This is a genomic window from Synechococcus sp. W4D4, assembly GCF_047716805.1.
Taxonomy (GTDB): Bacteria; Cyanobacteriota; Cyanobacteriia; order PCC-6307; family Cyanobiaceae; genus Vulcanococcus.
Genome location: NZ_CP180404.1, coordinates 377,505 through 394,170, shown reverse-complemented (window position 1 = coordinate 394,170; position 16,666 = coordinate 377,505). Strand labels below are relative to the sequence as shown.

Annotated in this window: 20 protein-coding genes; 12 read left to right on the top strand and 8 right to left on the bottom strand. The window is 60.7% G+C overall.

Annotated elements, in window-relative coordinates; genetic code table 11:
* Both ACLM42_RS02200 and ACLM42_RS02195 read left to right on the top strand, forming a co-directional pair.
* A complete protein-coding gene (locus tag ACLM42_RS02200; RefSeq protein ID WP_415399591.1) occupies positions 1 to 1,542 on the top strand; it encodes an ABC transporter substrate-binding protein in 1,542 nt (513 codons plus the stop codon).
* Positions 1,539 to 2,558, top strand: a complete 1,020-nt coding sequence (locus ACLM42_RS02195) for an ABC transporter permease (RefSeq protein ID WP_247911537.1) — start codon at positions 1,539 to 1,541, stop codon at positions 2,556 to 2,558. Before ACLM42_RS02200 ends, ACLM42_RS02195 begins: the two co-directional genes overlap by 4 nt.
* Here ACLM42_RS02195 and ACLM42_RS02190 read toward each other — a convergent pair.
* Positions 2,503 to 4,164, bottom strand: coding sequence for an alpha/beta hydrolase (locus ACLM42_RS02190; protein WP_415399590.1), 1,662 nt, complete (start codon positions 4,162 to 4,164; stop codon positions 2,503 to 2,505). The genes ACLM42_RS02195 and ACLM42_RS02190 overlap by 56 nt on opposite strands.
* A gap of 2 nt (positions 4,165 to 4,166) precedes the next feature.
* Between ACLM42_RS02190 and ACLM42_RS02185 the strand changes: the two genes are divergently transcribed.
* Positions 4,167 to 5,384 carry an MFS transporter gene (locus ACLM42_RS02185; RefSeq protein ID WP_415399589.1) on the top strand — a complete coding sequence of 406 codons (1,218 nt, stop codon included), beginning with the start codon at positions 4,167 to 4,169 and terminating at the stop codon, positions 5,382 to 5,384.
* Here the strand turns inward: ACLM42_RS02185 and ACLM42_RS02180 are convergent.
* Positions 5,381 to 5,560, bottom strand: coding sequence for a hypothetical protein (locus ACLM42_RS02180; RefSeq protein ID WP_247911540.1), 180 nt, complete (start codon positions 5,558 to 5,560; stop codon positions 5,381 to 5,383). The two genes, ACLM42_RS02185 and ACLM42_RS02180, sit on opposite strands and share 4 nt — an antisense overlap.
* 196 nt (positions 5,561 to 5,756) lie before the next feature.
* Here ACLM42_RS02180 and ACLM42_RS02175 point away from each other — a divergent pair, with 196 nt between their 5' ends.
* Positions 5,757 to 5,930 carry a hypothetical protein gene (locus ACLM42_RS02175; RefSeq protein ID WP_415399588.1) on the top strand — a complete coding sequence of 58 codons (174 nt, stop codon included), beginning with the start codon at positions 5,757 to 5,759 and terminating at the stop codon, positions 5,928 to 5,930.
* On the opposite strand, the gene ACLM42_RS02170 is transcribed toward ACLM42_RS02175, so the two are convergent.
* Positions 5,920 to 6,393 carry an early protein (E6) gene (locus tag ACLM42_RS02170; RefSeq protein ID WP_247911542.1) on the bottom strand — a complete coding sequence of 158 codons (474 nt, stop codon included), beginning with the start codon at positions 6,391 to 6,393 and terminating at the stop codon, positions 5,920 to 5,922. The two genes, ACLM42_RS02175 and ACLM42_RS02170, sit on opposite strands and share 11 nt — an antisense overlap.
* Before the next feature lie 59 nt (positions 6,394 to 6,452).
* Between ACLM42_RS02170 and ACLM42_RS02165 the strand changes: the two genes are divergently transcribed.
* Both ACLM42_RS02165 and arfB read left to right on the top strand, forming a co-directional pair.
* Positions 6,453 to 6,689 carry a hypothetical protein gene (locus tag ACLM42_RS02165; RefSeq protein ID WP_415399587.1) on the top strand — a complete coding sequence of 79 codons (237 nt, stop codon included), beginning with the start codon at positions 6,453 to 6,455 and terminating at the stop codon, positions 6,687 to 6,689.
* Between the two features lie 24 nt (positions 6,690 to 6,713).
* Positions 6,714 to 7,154, top strand: coding sequence for an alternative ribosome rescue aminoacyl-tRNA hydrolase ArfB (gene arfB, locus ACLM42_RS02160; RefSeq protein WP_247911544.1), 441 nt, complete (start codon positions 6,714 to 6,716; stop codon positions 7,152 to 7,154).
* A 3-nt stretch (positions 7,155 to 7,157) separates the two neighbouring features.
* Here the strand turns inward: arfB and ACLM42_RS02155 are convergent, their stop codons facing one another.
* The gene (locus tag ACLM42_RS02155; RefSeq protein ID WP_415399586.1) at positions 7,158 to 7,385 is read right to left on the bottom strand and encodes a Nif11-like leader peptide family natural product precursor; all 228 of its coding nucleotides are present in this window, start codon (positions 7,383 to 7,385) and stop codon (positions 7,158 to 7,160) included.
* A gap of 113 nt (positions 7,386 to 7,498) precedes the next feature.
* On the opposite strand from ACLM42_RS02155, the gene ACLM42_RS02150 reads away from it, so the two are divergent.
* From ACLM42_RS02150 to ACLM42_RS02135, 4 genes are all read left to right on the top strand, one after another.
* The gene (locus ACLM42_RS02150; RefSeq protein ID WP_247911546.1) at positions 7,499 to 7,654 is read left to right on the top strand and encodes a hypothetical protein; all 156 of its coding nucleotides are present in this window, start codon (positions 7,499 to 7,501) and stop codon (positions 7,652 to 7,654) included.
* A gap of 37 nt (positions 7,655 to 7,691) precedes the next feature.
* Positions 7,692 to 7,943, top strand: coding sequence for a hypothetical protein (locus tag ACLM42_RS02145; RefSeq protein WP_247911547.1), 252 nt, complete (start codon positions 7,692 to 7,694; stop codon positions 7,941 to 7,943).
* Between the two features lie 140 nt (positions 7,944 to 8,083).
* On the top strand, positions 8,084 to 8,797 hold the full coding sequence (locus ACLM42_RS02140) for a TMEM175 family protein (protein WP_247911548.1): 714 nt from the start codon (positions 8,084 to 8,086) through the stop codon (positions 8,795 to 8,797).
* Between the two features lie 195 nt (positions 8,798 to 8,992).
* On the top strand, positions 8,993 to 9,736 hold the full coding sequence (locus tag ACLM42_RS02135; protein WP_415399585.1) for a trimeric intracellular cation channel family protein: 744 nt from the start codon (positions 8,993 to 8,995) through the stop codon (positions 9,734 to 9,736).
* A 753-nt stretch (positions 9,737 to 10,489) separates the two neighbouring features.
* Here the strand turns inward: ACLM42_RS02135 and ychF are convergent.
* Positions 10,490 to 11,581, bottom strand: coding sequence for a redox-regulated ATPase YchF (gene ychF, locus ACLM42_RS02130; RefSeq protein WP_415399584.1), 1,092 nt, complete (start codon positions 11,579 to 11,581; stop codon positions 10,490 to 10,492).
* 115 nt (positions 11,582 to 11,696) lie between these two features.
* Here ychF and ACLM42_RS02125 point away from each other — a divergent pair, with 115 nt between their 5' ends.
* Positions 11,697 to 12,896 (top strand): efflux RND transporter periplasmic adaptor subunit, encoded by a 1,200-nt coding sequence (locus ACLM42_RS02125; protein ID WP_415399583.1) that lies wholly within the window; start codon positions 11,697 to 11,699, stop codon positions 12,894 to 12,896.
* Here ACLM42_RS02125 and wecB read toward each other — a convergent pair.
* The gene (gene wecB, locus ACLM42_RS02120) at positions 12,893 to 14,029 is read right to left on the bottom strand and encodes a non-hydrolyzing UDP-N-acetylglucosamine 2-epimerase (RefSeq protein WP_415399582.1); all 1,137 of its coding nucleotides are present in this window, start codon (positions 14,027 to 14,029) and stop codon (positions 12,893 to 12,895) included. The genes ACLM42_RS02125 and wecB overlap by 4 nt on opposite strands.
* 103 nt (positions 14,030 to 14,132) lie before the next feature.
* Here wecB and ACLM42_RS02115 point away from each other — a divergent pair, with 103 nt between their 5' ends.
* A complete protein-coding gene (locus tag ACLM42_RS02115; RefSeq protein ID WP_415399581.1) occupies positions 14,133 to 15,311 on the top strand; it encodes a type IV pilus twitching motility protein PilT in 1,179 nt (392 codons plus the stop codon).
* Between the two features lie 10 nt (positions 15,312 to 15,321).
* On the opposite strand, the gene ACLM42_RS02110 is transcribed toward ACLM42_RS02115, so the two are convergent.
* Both ACLM42_RS02110 and tsaD read right to left on the bottom strand, forming a co-directional pair.
* Entirely contained in the window at positions 15,322 to 15,504 is a 183-nt protein-coding gene (locus tag ACLM42_RS02110; RefSeq protein WP_247911554.1) for a high light inducible protein, read from the bottom strand.
* 36 nt (positions 15,505 to 15,540) lie between these two features.
* Entirely contained in the window at positions 15,541 to 16,608 is a 1,068-nt protein-coding gene (gene tsaD / locus ACLM42_RS02105; RefSeq protein ID WP_415399580.1) for a tRNA (adenosine(37)-N6)-threonylcarbamoyltransferase complex transferase subunit TsaD, read from the bottom strand.
* Positions 16,609 to 16,666: the final 58 nt, after the last annotated feature.

The following is a 16,666-nucleotide window of genomic DNA, read 5'->3' as shown; positions in this document are numbered from 1 at the left end:
ATGCTGCCGGCCCTGCAGCTGTTGATGGGCTGCCAACCACCCCATCCCGCCGGCCAACTGGTGGTGGCCAACAAGAGCAGCCTCGACTCCGTCGATCCGGTGGATGTCTACTTGTTGGCCGGAACGCAATTGCTCAGCGCCGTCGGCGACCCGCTCTACGCAGCCGATCGGCAAGGCCAACTCCAGCCAAGGCTTGCCACAGCTCTACCGCGATTCAGCGCAGACGGCCTCAGCGCTCGCATCCCCCTACGCCAGGGCGTTCGCTTCCACGACGGGACCCGCTTCGACGCCGAGGCGATGGTGTTCAACCTCAATCGCTTTCGGCGACTGGGAAAACTCAGCTACCTGCTGGATGACCGAATCCGCTCGGTTCGCAGCGTGGGGCCGTACACGATTGAAGTCCGTCTGACGCGCCCCTACCGCGCCCTGGCGGCCCTACTGAGTTCGATCACCTTCACCCCTGTTTCACCAACGGCCTACCAGGACTACAGCGAGCGCTCCTTGACGGGGCGCTTTGTCGGCACCGGTCCCTACCGCTTGGTGAGCTACAGCCCGCGCAAACAGCAGTTGCTGCCGTTTGCGGGCTACTGGGGTGAGCCCGCCAAGAACGCTGGAATCAACCTGATCACCCTGAGCAACTCCACAGCGCTGTTTGGTTCCCTCGTCAGCGGCGAAGTGGACCTCTTGATTTCTAGTGGCCTCGAGAGCGACCAGCAGCAGGCCCTCGATGCCCGCGTTGCCCGCGGTGAGCTAGTCAGCGGAGAAGGTCCGGCGATCGAGATCGCCTTGATGGCCCTCAACAGTCAACGCCCGCCCTTCAACCGCAGAACGCTGCGTCAAGCGGTGGCCCTGAGCCTGGATCGCCGGCTGATCAGCCAACGGGTGAGTTTTGGCATGAGTGAACCCCTCCGTTCCCTTGTGCCACCGCCGCTCGCAGGCTCGCGGCCCCCGAGCTGGCCGGCCTACGACCCCAAAGCGGCTCGAGCGCTGTACACCAATGAGGGCTTCTGCGCAGGGAAACAACTGACCCTGCCGCTGACCTTCCGCTCGAACCATGCCTCCGATCGGCTTTTTGCCCTCACCTGGCAGGCCCAATTGCGACGGGACCTGGGGGATTGCGTCCGGCTGGAGATCACCGGGGTGGAGTCCACAAGTGCCTACCGGCAGCTGGCGCAGGGGGTCTTTCCGATGATCATCTACGACTGGATTGGCGATTACCCCGATCCCGACACCTACCTGGCTCCCTTGCTGGGCTGCCGCAAAAGCGAAGGCGACCATTGCCTCTCAGGCAGCAGCGTTGATTCGGGAAGCTTCTGGACCAAGCCCGGCCTGCAACAACAGCTCCAGGCCAGTGAAAGCCGCTCTGGACAGGCACGCCGGTCCACCTTGTTGACGATCCAACGGGAGACCGCAATTGGGGCCTCGTTTGTTCCCCTCTGGCAGGTCAATGCCCGCGCCTGGGGCCAACGGAGCTTGCGTGCGCCCCAATTTGATGGCTCTGGGCGGGTGATCCTGCAGCAGCTGGAGCAGGTCAAGCGATGAGCCGCCGCCATCACCTCTGGGGCTACCTGCTGAGCCGTCTGGCCCTCGTGCCCGTGATGCTCTGGCTGATCGCCAGCCTGGTGTTCCTCCTGCTTCGAGTAGCGCCTGGCGATCCCATCGATGCCCTGCTCGGTCCACGGGCGCCGCAGGCCGCACGGGAGGCCCTGAGACAGCAACTGGGCCTCGATCAAAGCCTCCCGGTGCAGTACGGCCAGTACCTCAATGACCTCCTGCACGGCCAGTTAGGCACCTCCCTGACCAACCAGGAGCCCGTGACGGCGGTGATTGCCCGCAGCCTTCCCGCCAGCCTGGAGCTGGGCCTAACGGCCCTGCTGATCGCGGCGGTCGTTGGACTCGCCGTGGGCTTCAGCGGCATCGCCCGACCGGAGGGAAAGCTCGACCTCTCGGCCCGGCTCTATGGCATCGGCACCTACGCCATGCCTCCGTTTTGGGCCGCGATGATGGTCCAACTGGTGTTTGCGGTCTGGCTGGGCTGGCTCCCAGTGGGCGGACGCTTCCCGGCCACCTTGATTCCTCCTGAGGGCAGTGGTTTTTACCTGCTCGACAGCCTGCTGCAGGGCAATGGCCAGCAGTTTTGGGGAACGATCCGGCATCTGGTGCTGCCGGCCAGCACCTTGGGCATCCTGCTGAGCGGCATCTTTGCCAACGCCCTGCGCCTCAATCTGCGGCGGGCCTTGGATTCCGACTACGTGGAGGCAGCCCGCAGCCGCGGCCTCAGTGAACGCCGCGTCGTACTCCGCCATGCCCTACCCAACGCCCTACTGCCGGTGTTGACCATTGCCGGCATCACTGTGGCCTCCTTGATCGGCGGGGCCCTGCTGATCGAGGTGACCTATTCCTGGCCTGGGGTGGCTTTCCGTCTTCAAGAAGCGATCAGCCAACGCAACTACCCCGTCGTCCAAGGGATTGTGGTGGTCGTGGCCAGCCTCGTCGTGGCGGTCAGCGTTCTGGTGGACCTGCTGGTAGCTCTGTTGGATCCGCGCGTGAAGTTCTGACCTCGATGCGGGTCTGCCAAATCTTCGCCAGGTCGTGGTCGAGCACGTAGGCACTCACCCCGCCGAGATCGCGCCGCTGGGGAGGCAAGTCCCGCCTGAGCCCAGGTTGATCCAGCCCCCACAGAAACTCACTGCTCAAGCTCAAAATCAAGTTCTGAACCCGGGTGGGATCCACACCAACCCACTCCTCGCCGAACTTGAACAGGGGAGCCTCACCGCCAGCCTGCATCCGCACAGGGGAGAAATGGCTCGCCCCCTCCAGCAGCACCAGACGGCTACGGGGATTCGGATCTGGCAGGAACAGTCGTAGCTGCTCACTGAGGGGCGGCGTAATCAAGTCCAAACTTCCCCCCAGCATGAAGACGGGAACATCCAGGTCCCGCAGGCCGCGATGGGGAAAGAGCAAGCTGCCAAAGCCGTTGAAGGTCACCACCCCTGCAATCGGCTGGGCCAGCGGTTGCACCGGCGGCAGGGCCACTTCAGGGAGCTGGCACTGCAGGAGACGCGAGAGATTGATTAACGGCAGATCGGCAAGCGATCGCTTGCAACGGCGCTGCAGTCCCGGTTCCGGACGCAGGCCAGCCGCCAACAAGCTCGTCAGCCCCCCCAGGGAGTGGCCCATCAGGACAACGCGCTGACCCAACTTGGGCAATCCACCGGCCTGAGCAGCAGCCACCACAGCCTGTAGGTCTTGCACCCGACCGGGCAGGGTCTCAGCTCCAGGGGGTAAGCGGCGCCCCTGAACAAGCTCGCGCACGGCCAACTCATTGCTGCCGGGGTGATCGAGCAACACCACGGGCCAGTTCCGCTCATGCAGTGCCTGGGCCAACCAGCGCAACTGATCGGTGCTGCCCCCTAATCCGGGCATCAGCAGCACCCAGGTTTTGGCGCCTTGCACAGGCCAGAGCTCGAGCTCCAGGGGCTGCTGGCGATGGGGGACCGGCAGACGCCAGCGCTGCAGTGCCCGATCCGCCGGCGAGGGCTGCCGCTCCAACAAAACCCCATCGGAAAGGGGTAACAGCGGAGTCCCCTGCGGCAGCGGCAGGGTTTGCAGAGCCTGCAGGGCCGCTTCCTGATCAGACAACTGTTGCCGCCAGCCTCTAGCGAGCTGTTGGAGGCCATCGAGATTGATGGTGAGCTGCCGGGCCGGGAGTGCCCGCATCAGCTCCATCACCGTCACCTGCTGCTGGTCTTTGAGCAGGGTGTTGAGGGTGCTGAGGACCAGCGGACCGGCATTGCCGTTCTCCGTGCTGAGCAACACACCCAATTCTTCGGCGACCCGCTGACCGGCCCAACTGCGCATCATCTGTTGGGTGAAGCTGCGCTGTTGCACCAGGGAGACATTGAGCAGCCGGTGCAACTGCTCTTGGCTCTGAGGATCCAGCAGGTTGAGCCAGACCGTCAACTCTCCGGAGCGTGCCAGTGGATCACGACTCCAGCGTTCGAGCTCCGCAAGGTTGAGGGGGAGATCCAGCCCATCGAGGTGGATGTCCAGTTGTTCAGCGGCCCGCAGTGGCAGGGCCAGCAGCGATCCCAGCGAGAGGACTCCAGCCAGCAGACTGCTGGACAGTGCACGGCGGCGACGCAAGCGGGTTGGCTCAACCACGGATGCAGGCAACAGGCTGGAGCTGGTGGCACCAGTTTCCCCCGGCACTGCGGGAACTGGCCAGTGTTCGCCTGGTCGCCAGTTTTGGGGCCGGTGGGATCTTGTATCTCACCCCGATGGTGTTTCACCAACAGGACTTCAGCGCCTCCTCGATTGGACTGGGCTTAGCCCTGGCCGCCCTGGCCGGCACCGTGGGACGTTTCATCAGCGGTGCCCTGCTCGATCAAGGCCGCAGTTGCGGAACGCCGGTGCTGATGGCAGCGGCCTGTGGCTTCGTGGGGGATGGCTTCTTGCTTCAGGCCAGCACCATGGCGGGCTATGTCGCTGGCCAACTCTGTATTGGCATGGCCGGCGGTCTCTACTGGCCGGCGGTTGAGCTTGCCGTGCCGCAATGCGCCAGCCCATTGCCCTCCGCCCAGGGCTACGCGCTTGTGCGCAGCGCCGATGCCTTAGGTGTGGCCAGCGGAACACTCACAGGCTCACTTCTGGCGGCCGCCGGACAGTTGCGAGGGGTCTACTGGATCGACATCGCTGCGGTACTTGGCTTGGCAGCGCTGCTGTTACTCAAGCCCCTGCCCAGGGCCGTCAGGGCCGGCGAGAGCGCAGAGGGACAACTCCCCCTGCGCCAATGGCTTCCAGCCCTGTTGCCGATGCTCGGCATTTCGGTCGTCGCCACCTCCATCCCAGCCCTGATGCAGAGCGCGCTGCCCTTGGACCTCGTGCGCGGCGGACTCAACCGAGCCGGTCAGCCTGAGAGTTGGAGCGCGCTGCTGATCGGGCTGAAACTGGGTCTCCTGGTGCTGATTCAGTGGCCCGTCGGCAGAGCATTGGCCCTGCGCCCGGTGGGTGTGGGCCTCGGGCTGAGCCTGGTCTGCTTCAGCACCGGGACGCTGATCCTGGCCGCCTCAGCCCTGAGCAGTCACGGCATTCTCCTGGTGGTGGTGGCGCTCGCCGTGGTGGCCCTTGGCGAGGCGGCCTTTCTGCCAACGGCGACTGAGGCGGTGGTTGAGCTCAGTCCCCAAGGGCACGGCGGCTTAGCGATGGCGCTGTTCTCTCAGTGTTTTGCCCTGAGCGCCTTTGCTGCCCCCCTGCTGGCAGGGGTGCTCCTGGATGAGCATGGCCATGGCATGAGCCTCTGGATGGCCACCGCCCTGGCCTGCGGCCTCAGCTTGCTGCTGATTGGGCCGATCCAGAGGCGTTCGAAGCGGCGCTCGGCTTAAGCCTTCTCTTCAGCCTTTTTTTTAGCCCAGGCCTCATGGGGCAGGGGTTCAGTCCCGTACTCCCAGTCGTCGTAGTCAGGATCGTTGCGGATCTGCTTGTGCAGCTCCTTCTGACTGTCGAAATCGTGTGCCTGACGACCTTCACCGGTGCTTTCAGGAGAGCGCTGAGCCGTCATGGCAGATCTGGAGCTGGCGCCATTCTGAAACAGCTATCTGGATTTGGAGGGGAGCAGACGCAACCAAGCCCAAAACAGCAACCCAACCGGAAGGATCGCGAGCAACAACAGCGTGATCACAAAACGCAGTTCCTCTTGCACCAGATCAGGTCCAATCTCCGCGAGACTGATCGTGACCGATCGCCCTGGCCCCCTCATGCATCAGCTTTGGCTGCTGGTTCCCTGGGCAGTCTTCGCCCTGGCTGCGGGGGTCAAGTTCTGGCGACTAACCCGGCCCTTCCGGCGGCAACTGGCTGAACCGAGCACAGAGCAGGTTCGCGCTTCCCTTGAGCGCCGCTGGCAAGCAGACCAACGGGAGTTCAGTGAATAGTCGCCGAGGGCCGCTGGCCGGCGCAGGCCAAGCAACCACCATTAATGCGATAAGGAGCCAGGTGATCCCTTAAGCAGCGGGTACCCCGAAAAAACAACACCTGCCCCTGCTCGCGGGCATGGGCATCCGTCAGGGGCAAGGCCAGCCAGCTTTCAGGAACGGTGCCCTTGAGGGCCTCGCGATTGGCCAAGGCCTCACGCCGACGCTGACGCTCCTCTCGATCGTTCTTCGCGCAGACCGCCTCCACCTGAAGCTCGCGGGAACAAGCAGCGCAGGCCTGAACCGTGGGCTTCTTCCGCTCCACGTTGTGGGAGAGCTTGTCGCTTGGCACCTCCCGCTCTTGGCCGCAGCTGCAGCGACACCACCAGTAGGCATTCCCTGCCTTGGAACGTTTCTCCGACGCACGCACAACGGTGAGTTGCCCATACACCTCACCAATGCGATTGCGCGGTTTCGAAGGCATTCACTCCAATGAACTCTGCTAAAAACCCTACGGAGGGAAATCGAGAAAGCAAAGAACCAATGACGCGACGCAACAGCGGACTGATTCGGCTCCTTCTCTCGACGCTCTGGATTTTGCTCGGGGTGGTTGCTTTCCTCAGCCTCGCCAGGGTCTTCATCTGGAGCTTGAGCTGGTATTTCATCCGCACGGCCCTTGCCATCGGCTTGGCCTATTACGTGATGGATCGCGTTCGGCGCCTGCGTCAGGTCCAGCGCTTACGCGTCCTCACCTTTCGAGCCTGGCTGGAAGAGGACTGATCGCGTCCCTTCCTCAGCTTCTCCATGGCGCAAAACCTTGACCTTGTGATTCATCCAAGGCTGGTGATCCCAGCGGCGGATTTGCAGTGGTCGTTTAGTCGCAGTGCAGGCCCTGGAGGACAAAATGTCAACAAGCTGGAAACCGCTGTCGAGCTCAGCTTTGACATCGAAGCCTGCAAGGTTCTGGGCCCCTTTCAGAAACAACGGCTGCAATCACGTCTCACGCAGTTGAGGGGATCAAGTGTGCTCCGCATCCGCGCATCGGAGCACCGTTCGCAATACCAAAACCGCTGCCTGGCCCTGGAGAAAATGGCTGAGGCTCTCCGGGACGGATTGAAACCAGACCCGAAACCACGGCGCGCCACCAAGCCTTCAAAAGCCTCCACACGGAGGCGTCTAGAAGGCAAAAAACTGCGCGGCGATGTCAAACGCAACCGGCAGCAACGACCGCGGCTGGAGGACTGAGCTCTAGACGTATCGGCCGGGATATTCGCCTGGATGATCAATCCGGGTGACCGTCACACCGGACGCCGTTCGCCCCGAAAAGCGAAGAAGGTCACTGCCTGAGACCTCAAAGCCGAGCTCCTGGGCCAAGCGAGCCACATCATCGGCCGTCATGGCCTCTTCCAGCGCTTGCCGTAGGGCGGGCTCAGCATGAACCCGCGCAAAAAACTGCTGTACCTGCTCAAACGCCATGTACGCAGGCTAGGAGCTGTTGCCTTGAGCACAGCCGCCGGTGGTCTGGTGTGCAGCGCAATCCTGTCATTGCAGGCAGGCTGACGGGGTTAGCAAATGCCATCTCGACCTGAATGGAAACCACCGTCCCCGTGGTGGTCACCCCCGACCACGAGACCCTTGGCTCTCGCCCCCTCTGGCCGGAATGGCCGGAGCGCAGCTTCACCATTCCTGCTCGAACGCTCCAGAACCATGGGCTGAGTTGGGATGAGCTCCTGGGACAGCGCTGAGCGCCCCAAACTGGTGCGACCGCCCGTCCCTCACTCCATGCCAGGTCCTGCCATCAGCGCGAAAGACAAAAGCGAGTGGGCAAACTTTGTTGTCCAGGAAGTGGTGAGCTTCCTCGGCGCGCGCAAAGAAGAGATCTACGCCAACTACGCCGCACAAAGTGAAGGCAAGCTCAGCAGAGAGGCCATTGAGGAGGCCGGCCTGATGGATTTCGAAATCGCCTTGACCTATCTCAACGAGCGCAGCTCAGGGCTGGGCCGTGGATTCCTGGGAATGAACCTGATTCGCTAGGCCAACAATGCAGGTCCCAGCGAAGCAACCAAAGAAATAGACATACAGAAATCAACAACCTTAAACAAGGTAACAACCATTCCCATATCGAAACAAGAAGGATCAGAGTCTCTCTGATCCTGTGAAAAGCAAGCGTCGCCATGCACTTATCCAAGGTCATCAAGGAAGGAATGAGCGGCGAAGCCTATGCAGGCTTAATCGATGGGGTTCAGGCCATTGTCCTGACGCTTCTGGTGCTCGAGATGCCTGATCTCATCATCAACATCATCGAAAAAGCGTCTACACATGAGCTCAGAGCCGACCGCGTCGCCTTCATCGTGATTCAGCAGCTGGCTGGATACCTCCTAATCGCCATTGTCATTTACGACATCTGGTCGATTCATAAAAGCCTTGTTCAAAATATCAGACCATCTAAGCTCTGCTCAATATCCACCCTGGGCACCCTATGGCTATCAACACTCATCCCACCGATGTTCTTTCTGCTTGAACATTTTGTACAAGATCTCTCTCTGGGGGCGCTGATTGGAGAGATCCAAGACCCTGACATTGGCATCCTGTTGGCCATCCGATCCTCAGCACTCTTCCTGCTTTTGCTGATTTACTCTATTCTGCTGAATCTTGCGAACACCGAACTCCGTCAACCTGGTGATTCGACGGACGCGGAGAAGTCGAGAAGACAGCAGCTCTCACTAAACCGGATTCTGCTCAAGCGTCGCTGCTTTGTCCTACCTGTTCTCATCGCCATCAGCCTGATCATCGGCATCAAGACCGGAGCAATGGTGGTGCTTTTCCCATCATTAGCGCTAGCGATCACGATCTTCATTCCACCAAGCAAAAGCCTCAAAACAGCTTGACGGCCCATGCAGAACAACAGGCTCGGAGGACTTGGCCGGATGTAGAGGGGCGCGCGTTGCCTTCTTGCGCTTATCGATCTAATTCCTATTGGCCCTCAAGATTTTCTTAAAATGCAGCATCGCGAGTCTAATAACCTCATTTATCCCAAGCCAACGAATGCCTGCGGGCAGGTCGCCAAATCCCGATTGGGCTTGATGTCGGCATTAATTCTCATAGCCTTTATTGTCTTAGCAATCTGGATACAACGTGTCAACCCATTAGTTCTTACCGATGATGGCCGAGCCCAGCTGGAGTCAGTCTTTACATCGTCTCGCCTTAAGCCCTGGGATCTGATTGGCACCATTGCTTATGCTGTTTATGGCTTCCTAACAGCCAAGAGACTGCAATATGGTTTATGGGGTGCTTTTATCTTGACTTTGCTTCCCGCAGTTGGAGGTGGAGTCGTGCGCGATCTTCTCATTGGTGGAGAACGACTGCCGCTATTTATCTTTAATGACCCTTCATACTTAATAGCTATCCTAGCGGTACTTTTCGTTGGCGTATCTGTGCGACCAAAATGGCCTTCCAAGCTGCTAATAGTTGCCGATTCGATCGGACTAGCTACTTTTGCAGTGATAGGAACGAGAGTCGCTTTATTAGCTGAACTCCCATGGTATTGGTGGCCCATTTCAGCCGCTCTGACTTGCACTGGTGGCGGTATACTTATGGATGTGATAACGGCACATGAGCCAAAGGTTTTCACGGGTGAACCTTATGAGGAAATTGCATATGGGGGTGGCTTTTTATTGACTATTCTTTGGTTCTTGCAAAATCAATTTTTTGGCAGGGACGCTTTGGTCCTAATGCCGATATTAGTGGCTTGGCTTTCAATGTTTTCATTACGTCTTCTGGTTGTTCGCAAAGGCTGGCGTTCATGGCGACTCACTAACGACAGCTAGCGCCAAGTCCAATAGCATCTAAGTAGCTGATAAGCCTCTTTCTCCTCATACAAATCTGGAAAGTCAATCCTGTTCCGCTCTAATCCATAAGCAAGCACGACTGCCACCTTTACCTTGATTGGCCATCGCATAATGCAGCTGGGTGACTCTGATGCTCTCAATTTTGCTCGTCTTCCACAGGTTCAGGCTGGCTTGCATCTTCGGGTAGTGAACCCATGGTTACTCTTGGGCGAGTGGTTGCTGCCTGACTGCTTGCGGCGAGGGAAGCCCACTTCCAAACCTTGACTATGGCTTATTCATCTCAGCAAGCAGAGCACTAGACACCTTTGGCTTAGATGCGGGGTACAACCTCAGTGCCCTCAAAACTTCTGTTGGCTACCACTGCCAAAACGGTGACACAGGTGCAGCGGTCGGATCTGCCATCTTGTTTCGCCTGGCTTACTTATGCCAGCAAAAACGACTTAACCATTGGCACAAATCTATCCTCTAACAGCTCCTTCAAGGTCGCGCTTCCCCGCTGAAATCAAGCGAGAGCCAATGCTGCCGTTACTGCCCTAACATCAACGCCAGGCAACAGGGATACTCGGGAACACAATTCTGTCGGCGGAAATACTTAGCTTGCAAATTCCCAGAACAATAATTCAACCTACAAAAGCCTTGGATTCACAAGTTTTGTCCCTTAGCCAGTCACAACAACAAGCCGATAAATCAACACTTACTTGATAGATTTAGTTCAGTAGAGGCCGGCAGACCTCAGACGTTGAAGAGAAACTCCATCACATCCCCCTCTTCAACGACATATTCCTTTCCTTCAGCGCGCAGCCAACCTTTATTGCGCGCTTCTGCCAGGGAACCCGCCTCAAGCAGCTGCTTGTAGCCAATGGTCTGCGCGCGAATAAAGCCGCGTTCAAAGTCGGTGTGAATGACACCAGCAGCCTGGGGAGCGGTCATGCCCGCCTTGATCGTCCAGGCACGGGTTTCTTTCTCACCTGTCGTGAAATAGGTACGCAGGCCGAGAAGGCTATAGGTGGCACGAATCAGGCTTTGAAGACCACCCTCTTCAACACCCAATCCTTCCAGGAATTCGGCCCGATCCTCTTCGGGCAGTTCAATCAGCTCAGCCTCGACCTGCGCTGAGATTCGCACCGTTCCAGCACCCTCTTTCTCCGCCAAGACGGCGACTTCTTCGCAGTAGGCATTGCCACTGGAGAGGTCGTCTTCGCTGACGTTGGTCGCATAGATGATCGGCTTGGCCGTCAGCAAACCCAGGGGCTTGATCATCGCGGCCTCTTCAACGGTGAGGCTGACGCTGCGGGCCGCACCGCCCTGCTCCAGCACCGCCTGGATCCGCTCCAGGGCTGCGTCTTCCACCTGGGCTTCCTTGCTGGTGCGCACTTGCTTTTTCAAACGCTCGCGGCGTTTCTCCAGCTGGGAGAGGTCCGCCAAACCGAGCTCCAAATTGATCACCTCGGCATCGCGGGCCGGACCGACGGATCCGCTGACGTGGATCACGTCGTCGTTTTCAAAGCAGCGGACGACGTGGACGATGGCATCCACCTCGCGAATGTTGGCCAGAAATTTGTTGCCCAGCCCTTCCCCTTGACTGGCACCTTTGACCAGACCGGCGATATCCACGAACTCAACCCGAGTGGGAATCAGCTCCTTGCTGCTGCTCAGATCAGAGAGCTGCTGCAAGCGGGGATCCGGAACCGCCACCACACCGGAGTTCGGCTCAATGGTGCAGAAGGGGTAGTTGGCGGCTTCGGCCTGGGCATTGGCCACCAGTGCGTTGAAGAGGGTCGACTTGCCCACATTGGGCAGCCCCACGATTCCGGCTTTAAGCATCGATGGAATCTACGGTTTGCCCTCGATGACGGTGATCCGTCCCTGACCGAACACCCGCCAGCTCCCCGCAGCAATGAAGACTGGGTAGATACCAGGAGCCAGACAGGTCAGCGCGATGCTCCAACCACCCCGTCGCAAACAACCTGTTGTCACCTGGCTACAAGGCAACACCTTGAGCCTCAAACGTCTGGCGGCCGATCGGCCATGGCTGGCCCGTCGTCGCTTCTGGGCCGCAGCCCTAGCCGGGACGGTCGCGATTGCCGGTGGAGCCACAGCGCTCAACCTCAGCCGCAGCGCCAAGCAGGCCCGCAGCCTCAGCACCTACACCGCAGTCGCCCAAGAGGGATCACTGCCGGGTCTCGTCACCGCCAGCGGTGAACTGGAAGCCTTCAGGCTCGTCAACGTCAGCCCCAAGCGCCAAGGGGTCCTCAAGACCCTCTATGTCGAAGAGGGCGACAGTGTTCAGGCCGGGCAGGCCCTGGCCTTGATGGATGGCGGCGACCTGACGGACCGGCTGGAAGAGCTGGCCGCTCAACTGCAATCGGCCAAAGCCCAACTGGCCCGCAGCCAGAGCGAACTGCAACGCCGAGAGAACCTGGTGCGCAACGGCGCCATCAGCCAGGACAACTACAACAGCGCCAAGGCGACCTATTTGGTGGACCGCGCCGCCGTGGATGCCGCCCAGCAACGCCTCGAGCAGCGCGAGATGGAGCGCAGTGAATTGATCGTTCGCGCCCCCTTCGCCGGGATCATCACCGCACGGTTCGCCGACCCCGGGGCCTACGTGACCCCCACCACCTCGGCGTCAGCCTCCGCCGGCGCCAGCAGTTCCTCCATCGTCGAGCTCGCCCAAGGACTCGAAGCGGTCGCCAAGGTTCCTGAAAGCGACATCGGCCGGATCAAGCTCGGGCAAACCGGCTCGGTTCGTGTCGACGCCTTCCCCGATCGACGCTTCAAAGCCCAGGTGCGTCAGATCGCGCCGCGGGCGGCCAAGCTCAACAACGTCACCTCCTTTGAGGTCACCTTGAAGTTCGTCGAGCCAGCGCCTGAGCTGCGTATTGGCATGACCGCTGACATTGACTTCAACACTGGAGATTTACCCCCACGCACCCTGGTGCCCACGGTGGCTGTCGTCACCGAGCGGGGCAAGCCAGGTGTGCTCCTGGTGGGTCCAGGCAACCAACCCAAATTCCAAGCCGTAACCCTGGGAGCCAGTAGCGGCCGCAATACCCAAATTCTCGACGGCCTCAAACCCGGGACGCAGGTCTTCATCGACCTCCCCCCCTGGGCCAAGCGCAAGAGTGATGGGAACTAGAGCTGCTCTGCCGCGTGGCGGCGCTCGTTGAGGAAACTGCGACAGGCATCCAAGATTCGGCTGCTGGCTTGGCCATCCCCAAAGGGATTGTGCGCTCTGGACATCTCCTCATAGGCCTCAGCGTTGTCCAGCAACAGCGAGGCCTCCCGAAGGATGTCGGCCGAGTCAGTCCCGATCAGCTTGGCGGTGCCCGCATCCACGGCCTCCGGTCGCTCTGTGGTGCGCCGCAGCACCAGGACGGGTTTACCCAAGGCAGGGGCCTCCTCTTGGAGTCCGCCTGAGTCGGTCAAGAGAAGCGTCGAGCCACGCATGGCTGCCACCAAACGGTCGTAGTCCAGAGGCTCCGTCAAGAAAGCCCGGGGGTGATCGCCCAGCAGCGCCTGCAGGGGCTCGCGCACCGTTGGATTGCGATGCAGAGGCAGCAGCAGCGCCGTATCGGGGTAGCGCTCCAGAACGGCCAAGAAGCCCTTACCGATCTCCTGAAGGCGCTCGCCCCAGTTCTCACGGCGATGGACCGTCGCCAGGATCACCCGCTGCGTCTCAAAGTCCAGACCCGGCAGCTCAAAGGGCGGAGCCTTTTTCGCCATGAGCAACAGGGCATCAATCACGGTGTTGCCGGTGGTGATGGTTTGGCCGACCACCCCGGAGGCCGCGAGATTGCGGGCCGACACATGGGTCGGGGCAAAGTGCAACAAGGCCACCTGGGAAATCAGACGGCGATTGGCCTCCTCCGGATAGGGATCAAAGATGTTGTCGGTGCGCAGGCCCGCCTCCACATGACCGACTGGGATCTGCTCGTAGAAGGCCGCTAAGGCGGAAGCAAAGGCCGTGGTGGTGTCCCCCTGGACCAAGACCAAATCGGGGGGGAACTGCTCGAACTCCGACTTCAATCCCTGCAATGCCGCACAGGTGATGTGGGTCAGGGTCTGCTTGGGGGCCATCAAGGCCAAGTCGTGATCGGCCTGCAGGTCAAACAGGTCCATCACCTGGGTCACCATCTCCCGGTGTTGACCGGTGAGCACCACCCGAGTCTTGAAGTCATCGGACTGCTGGAACGCCTGGATCACCGGAGCGAGCTTGATCGCCTCCGGACGAGTTCCCAACACGATGCAGACGTTGTGGGGAGCGCTCACTCGAGGGGCCACGGGCAGTCGATTGGATCCTAAAGATGGCGGGCAGAAAAGCTGCTCTTGATTCGCTTTGCCGCAACAGTGGCGGCAGCGAGGCTGCGGGGCAGTGAGCAACAGTTCGCCCTTCCCAATCGGGCTGTTCCCGCAGCAAGGGAAAGCCGCCCAAGCCACTCCCATCTCCCAACCGCAACCGCTGGATGGCTCACTGCAGGGCAGCCAACCCAGTTCGCTTCAGGGCATCGTCAAACTCGCCGCTGAGCAGGGCTTCTCCGATGTCCATCTCGGCGTTGGCGAAGAACCCCGCTACCGCGACCGCGGCGAGATGCTCCGCACCGGTTGGCCCGTCACCGACGCCGCGGGGTTCCAGAGCTGGCTCCGGGAACTGCTGAGCCCCGCCCAGGTGGATGCCTTCCAGCGGGAAAAAGAGTTCGACGGGTCCCACTCGTTTCCCTTTGTCAGGGTGCGGATCAACCTGATGGATTGCCTGCGGGGACCAGCGATGGTGCTCCGGCTCATTCCTCAAACCATCCCCAGCCTCGAAGAGCTCCAGCTCCCCCCCGTACTGCAGGAGCTCGCCTCCAAACCCAAAGGTCTCGTCCTGATCACAGGCCCCACTGGATCAGGGAAAAGCACCACCCTCGCCGCGATGATCGACTGGATCAATCGCAACCGGTCCTGTCACATCCTCACGATTGAGGACCCGGTGGAATTCGTGCACCACAGCCAGCAGTCCTTGATTCGCCACCGCGAAGTCGGGCAGCACACCAAGCACTTTCACAACGCCCTCAGAGCGGCCCTGCGGGAAGACCCCGACGTGATCCTGATCGGGGAGATTCGCGACGGCGAGACCCTCACCACCGCCCTGGAGGCCTCGCAGACCGGTCACCTGGTCTTTGGCACCCTGCACACCAACTCAGCAGTCAAAACCGTTGAACGTGTTCTGGGCATGGTCCCGGCCCAAGACCAAGGCAGCCTGCGACGCTCCCTGGCAGAAAGCCTGCTTGGGGTCATTGCCCAGGGGTTGATCAAAACCACCGACGGGAAACGAGCCGCCTTCCACGACATCCTGATCAACACCGATGCCTGCAAGGACTACCTCGAGCGCGGTGAGCTCGAAGAAATCGAATCGATCATGGCCCGCAGCGGTTTTGATGGCATGCAGACCGTCAATCAAGCCTTAATCGCCCTGGTCGAACAGGGCAGGGCCACAGGCGAGGCCGCTCTGGCCCAGAGCCTCAAAGCCAACGAACTCGCCCAGGCCCTGCGTGGCAAGGACTCCAACTAGCGGCGAAACCTCAAACCTTGCCGGCAAGGCGAGCGATCAACAGCACGCTCAGACCGACGGAGAGGCCGACCATCGCCATCCGGCCGTTCCAGATCTCAGCCTGAGGCGTGAATCCACGCTTCCACTCGTTCAGCTCTTCAGGAGCGGCTTCGACCACCTGGTCGGGGGTGGGAGTGGGGTCTGCAGTGGCCATCGCCTCTGCCCTCTAACTGAGTCCAGCCTACGAACCTCAGAAGGGTGGCTGGGGTTCGTAGAGAACCGGGGCCTCCTCAAGGGGTAAACGGGGGGTAACAGCCAGTCGGATCGAACTTTGACCGCCAGCACTGAAGCGCTGCGCCGCCGCGACGCCGATCATGGCCGCGTTATCCGTGCAATAGGCCAAAGGCGCAACCCGCCACTCCAGTTGAAGGGCCTGGCAACGCTCCTCCAGCCGAGCCCGCAAGCGACGATTGGCCGCGACACCACCGACCATCACGATGGTGGCCAAGCCCTGGTCGCGGGCGCAGCGGGTGGTGCGCTCCACCAGCACATCCGCCACCACCTGCTCAAAACTGGCCGCCACATCGGCCAAAGGGAACGGCTCCCCGCCAGCCGCCTCGTCCGCCCGCAACTGATTCACCAGACGCAGCACCGCTGTCTTCAGCCCGCTGAAACTGAAGTCATAGGGATGGAAGCCCCCCTGGGGCAGAGACACCCGGCCCTTCGGCAAGTTGAAACGCTTGGGATCACCACTGACCGCGGCAGCCTGGACGGCGGGGCCTCCGGGATACCCCAGACCAAGAAGCCGGGCCACCTTGTCAAAGGCCTCCCCTGCGGCGTCATCGCGGCTGCGGGCCAAACGGCAATAGGAGCCAGGACCATCCACACGAATCATCTCGGTGTGCCCGCCACTGACGAGCAAGACCAGATAAGGCCCTGGGGGCAAGGGTTCACCCAGTTGCACAGAGCAGAGGTGACCCTCGAGGTGATGGACACCCACAAAGGGTTTGCCATGGAGACGGGCCAAACTTCGCCCAGTCACCGATCCCACCAAGAGCGCACCGACCAAACCAGGAGCGGCGGTGGCCGCAATGGCATCGAGCTCGGAGTAGCCCACGCCGCTTTCAGCCATCACCTGTTTAATCAGATGGGGCAGGGCCTCGACATGGCGCCTGGATGCAATTTCGGGGACCACTCCACCCCAACGGGCGTGCTCCTCAATTTGTGTCGCTACAGCGCTTGCGAGGACCGTTTGATCACGCACAACAGCGGCTGCTGACTCGTCACAACTTGTTTCGAGGGCCAGCAACGTGGGCATCAGGTCTTGAGGACTCTCTTACTGTCCGTTTGTGACATCCTGCCGTGCAGCAGCTGGA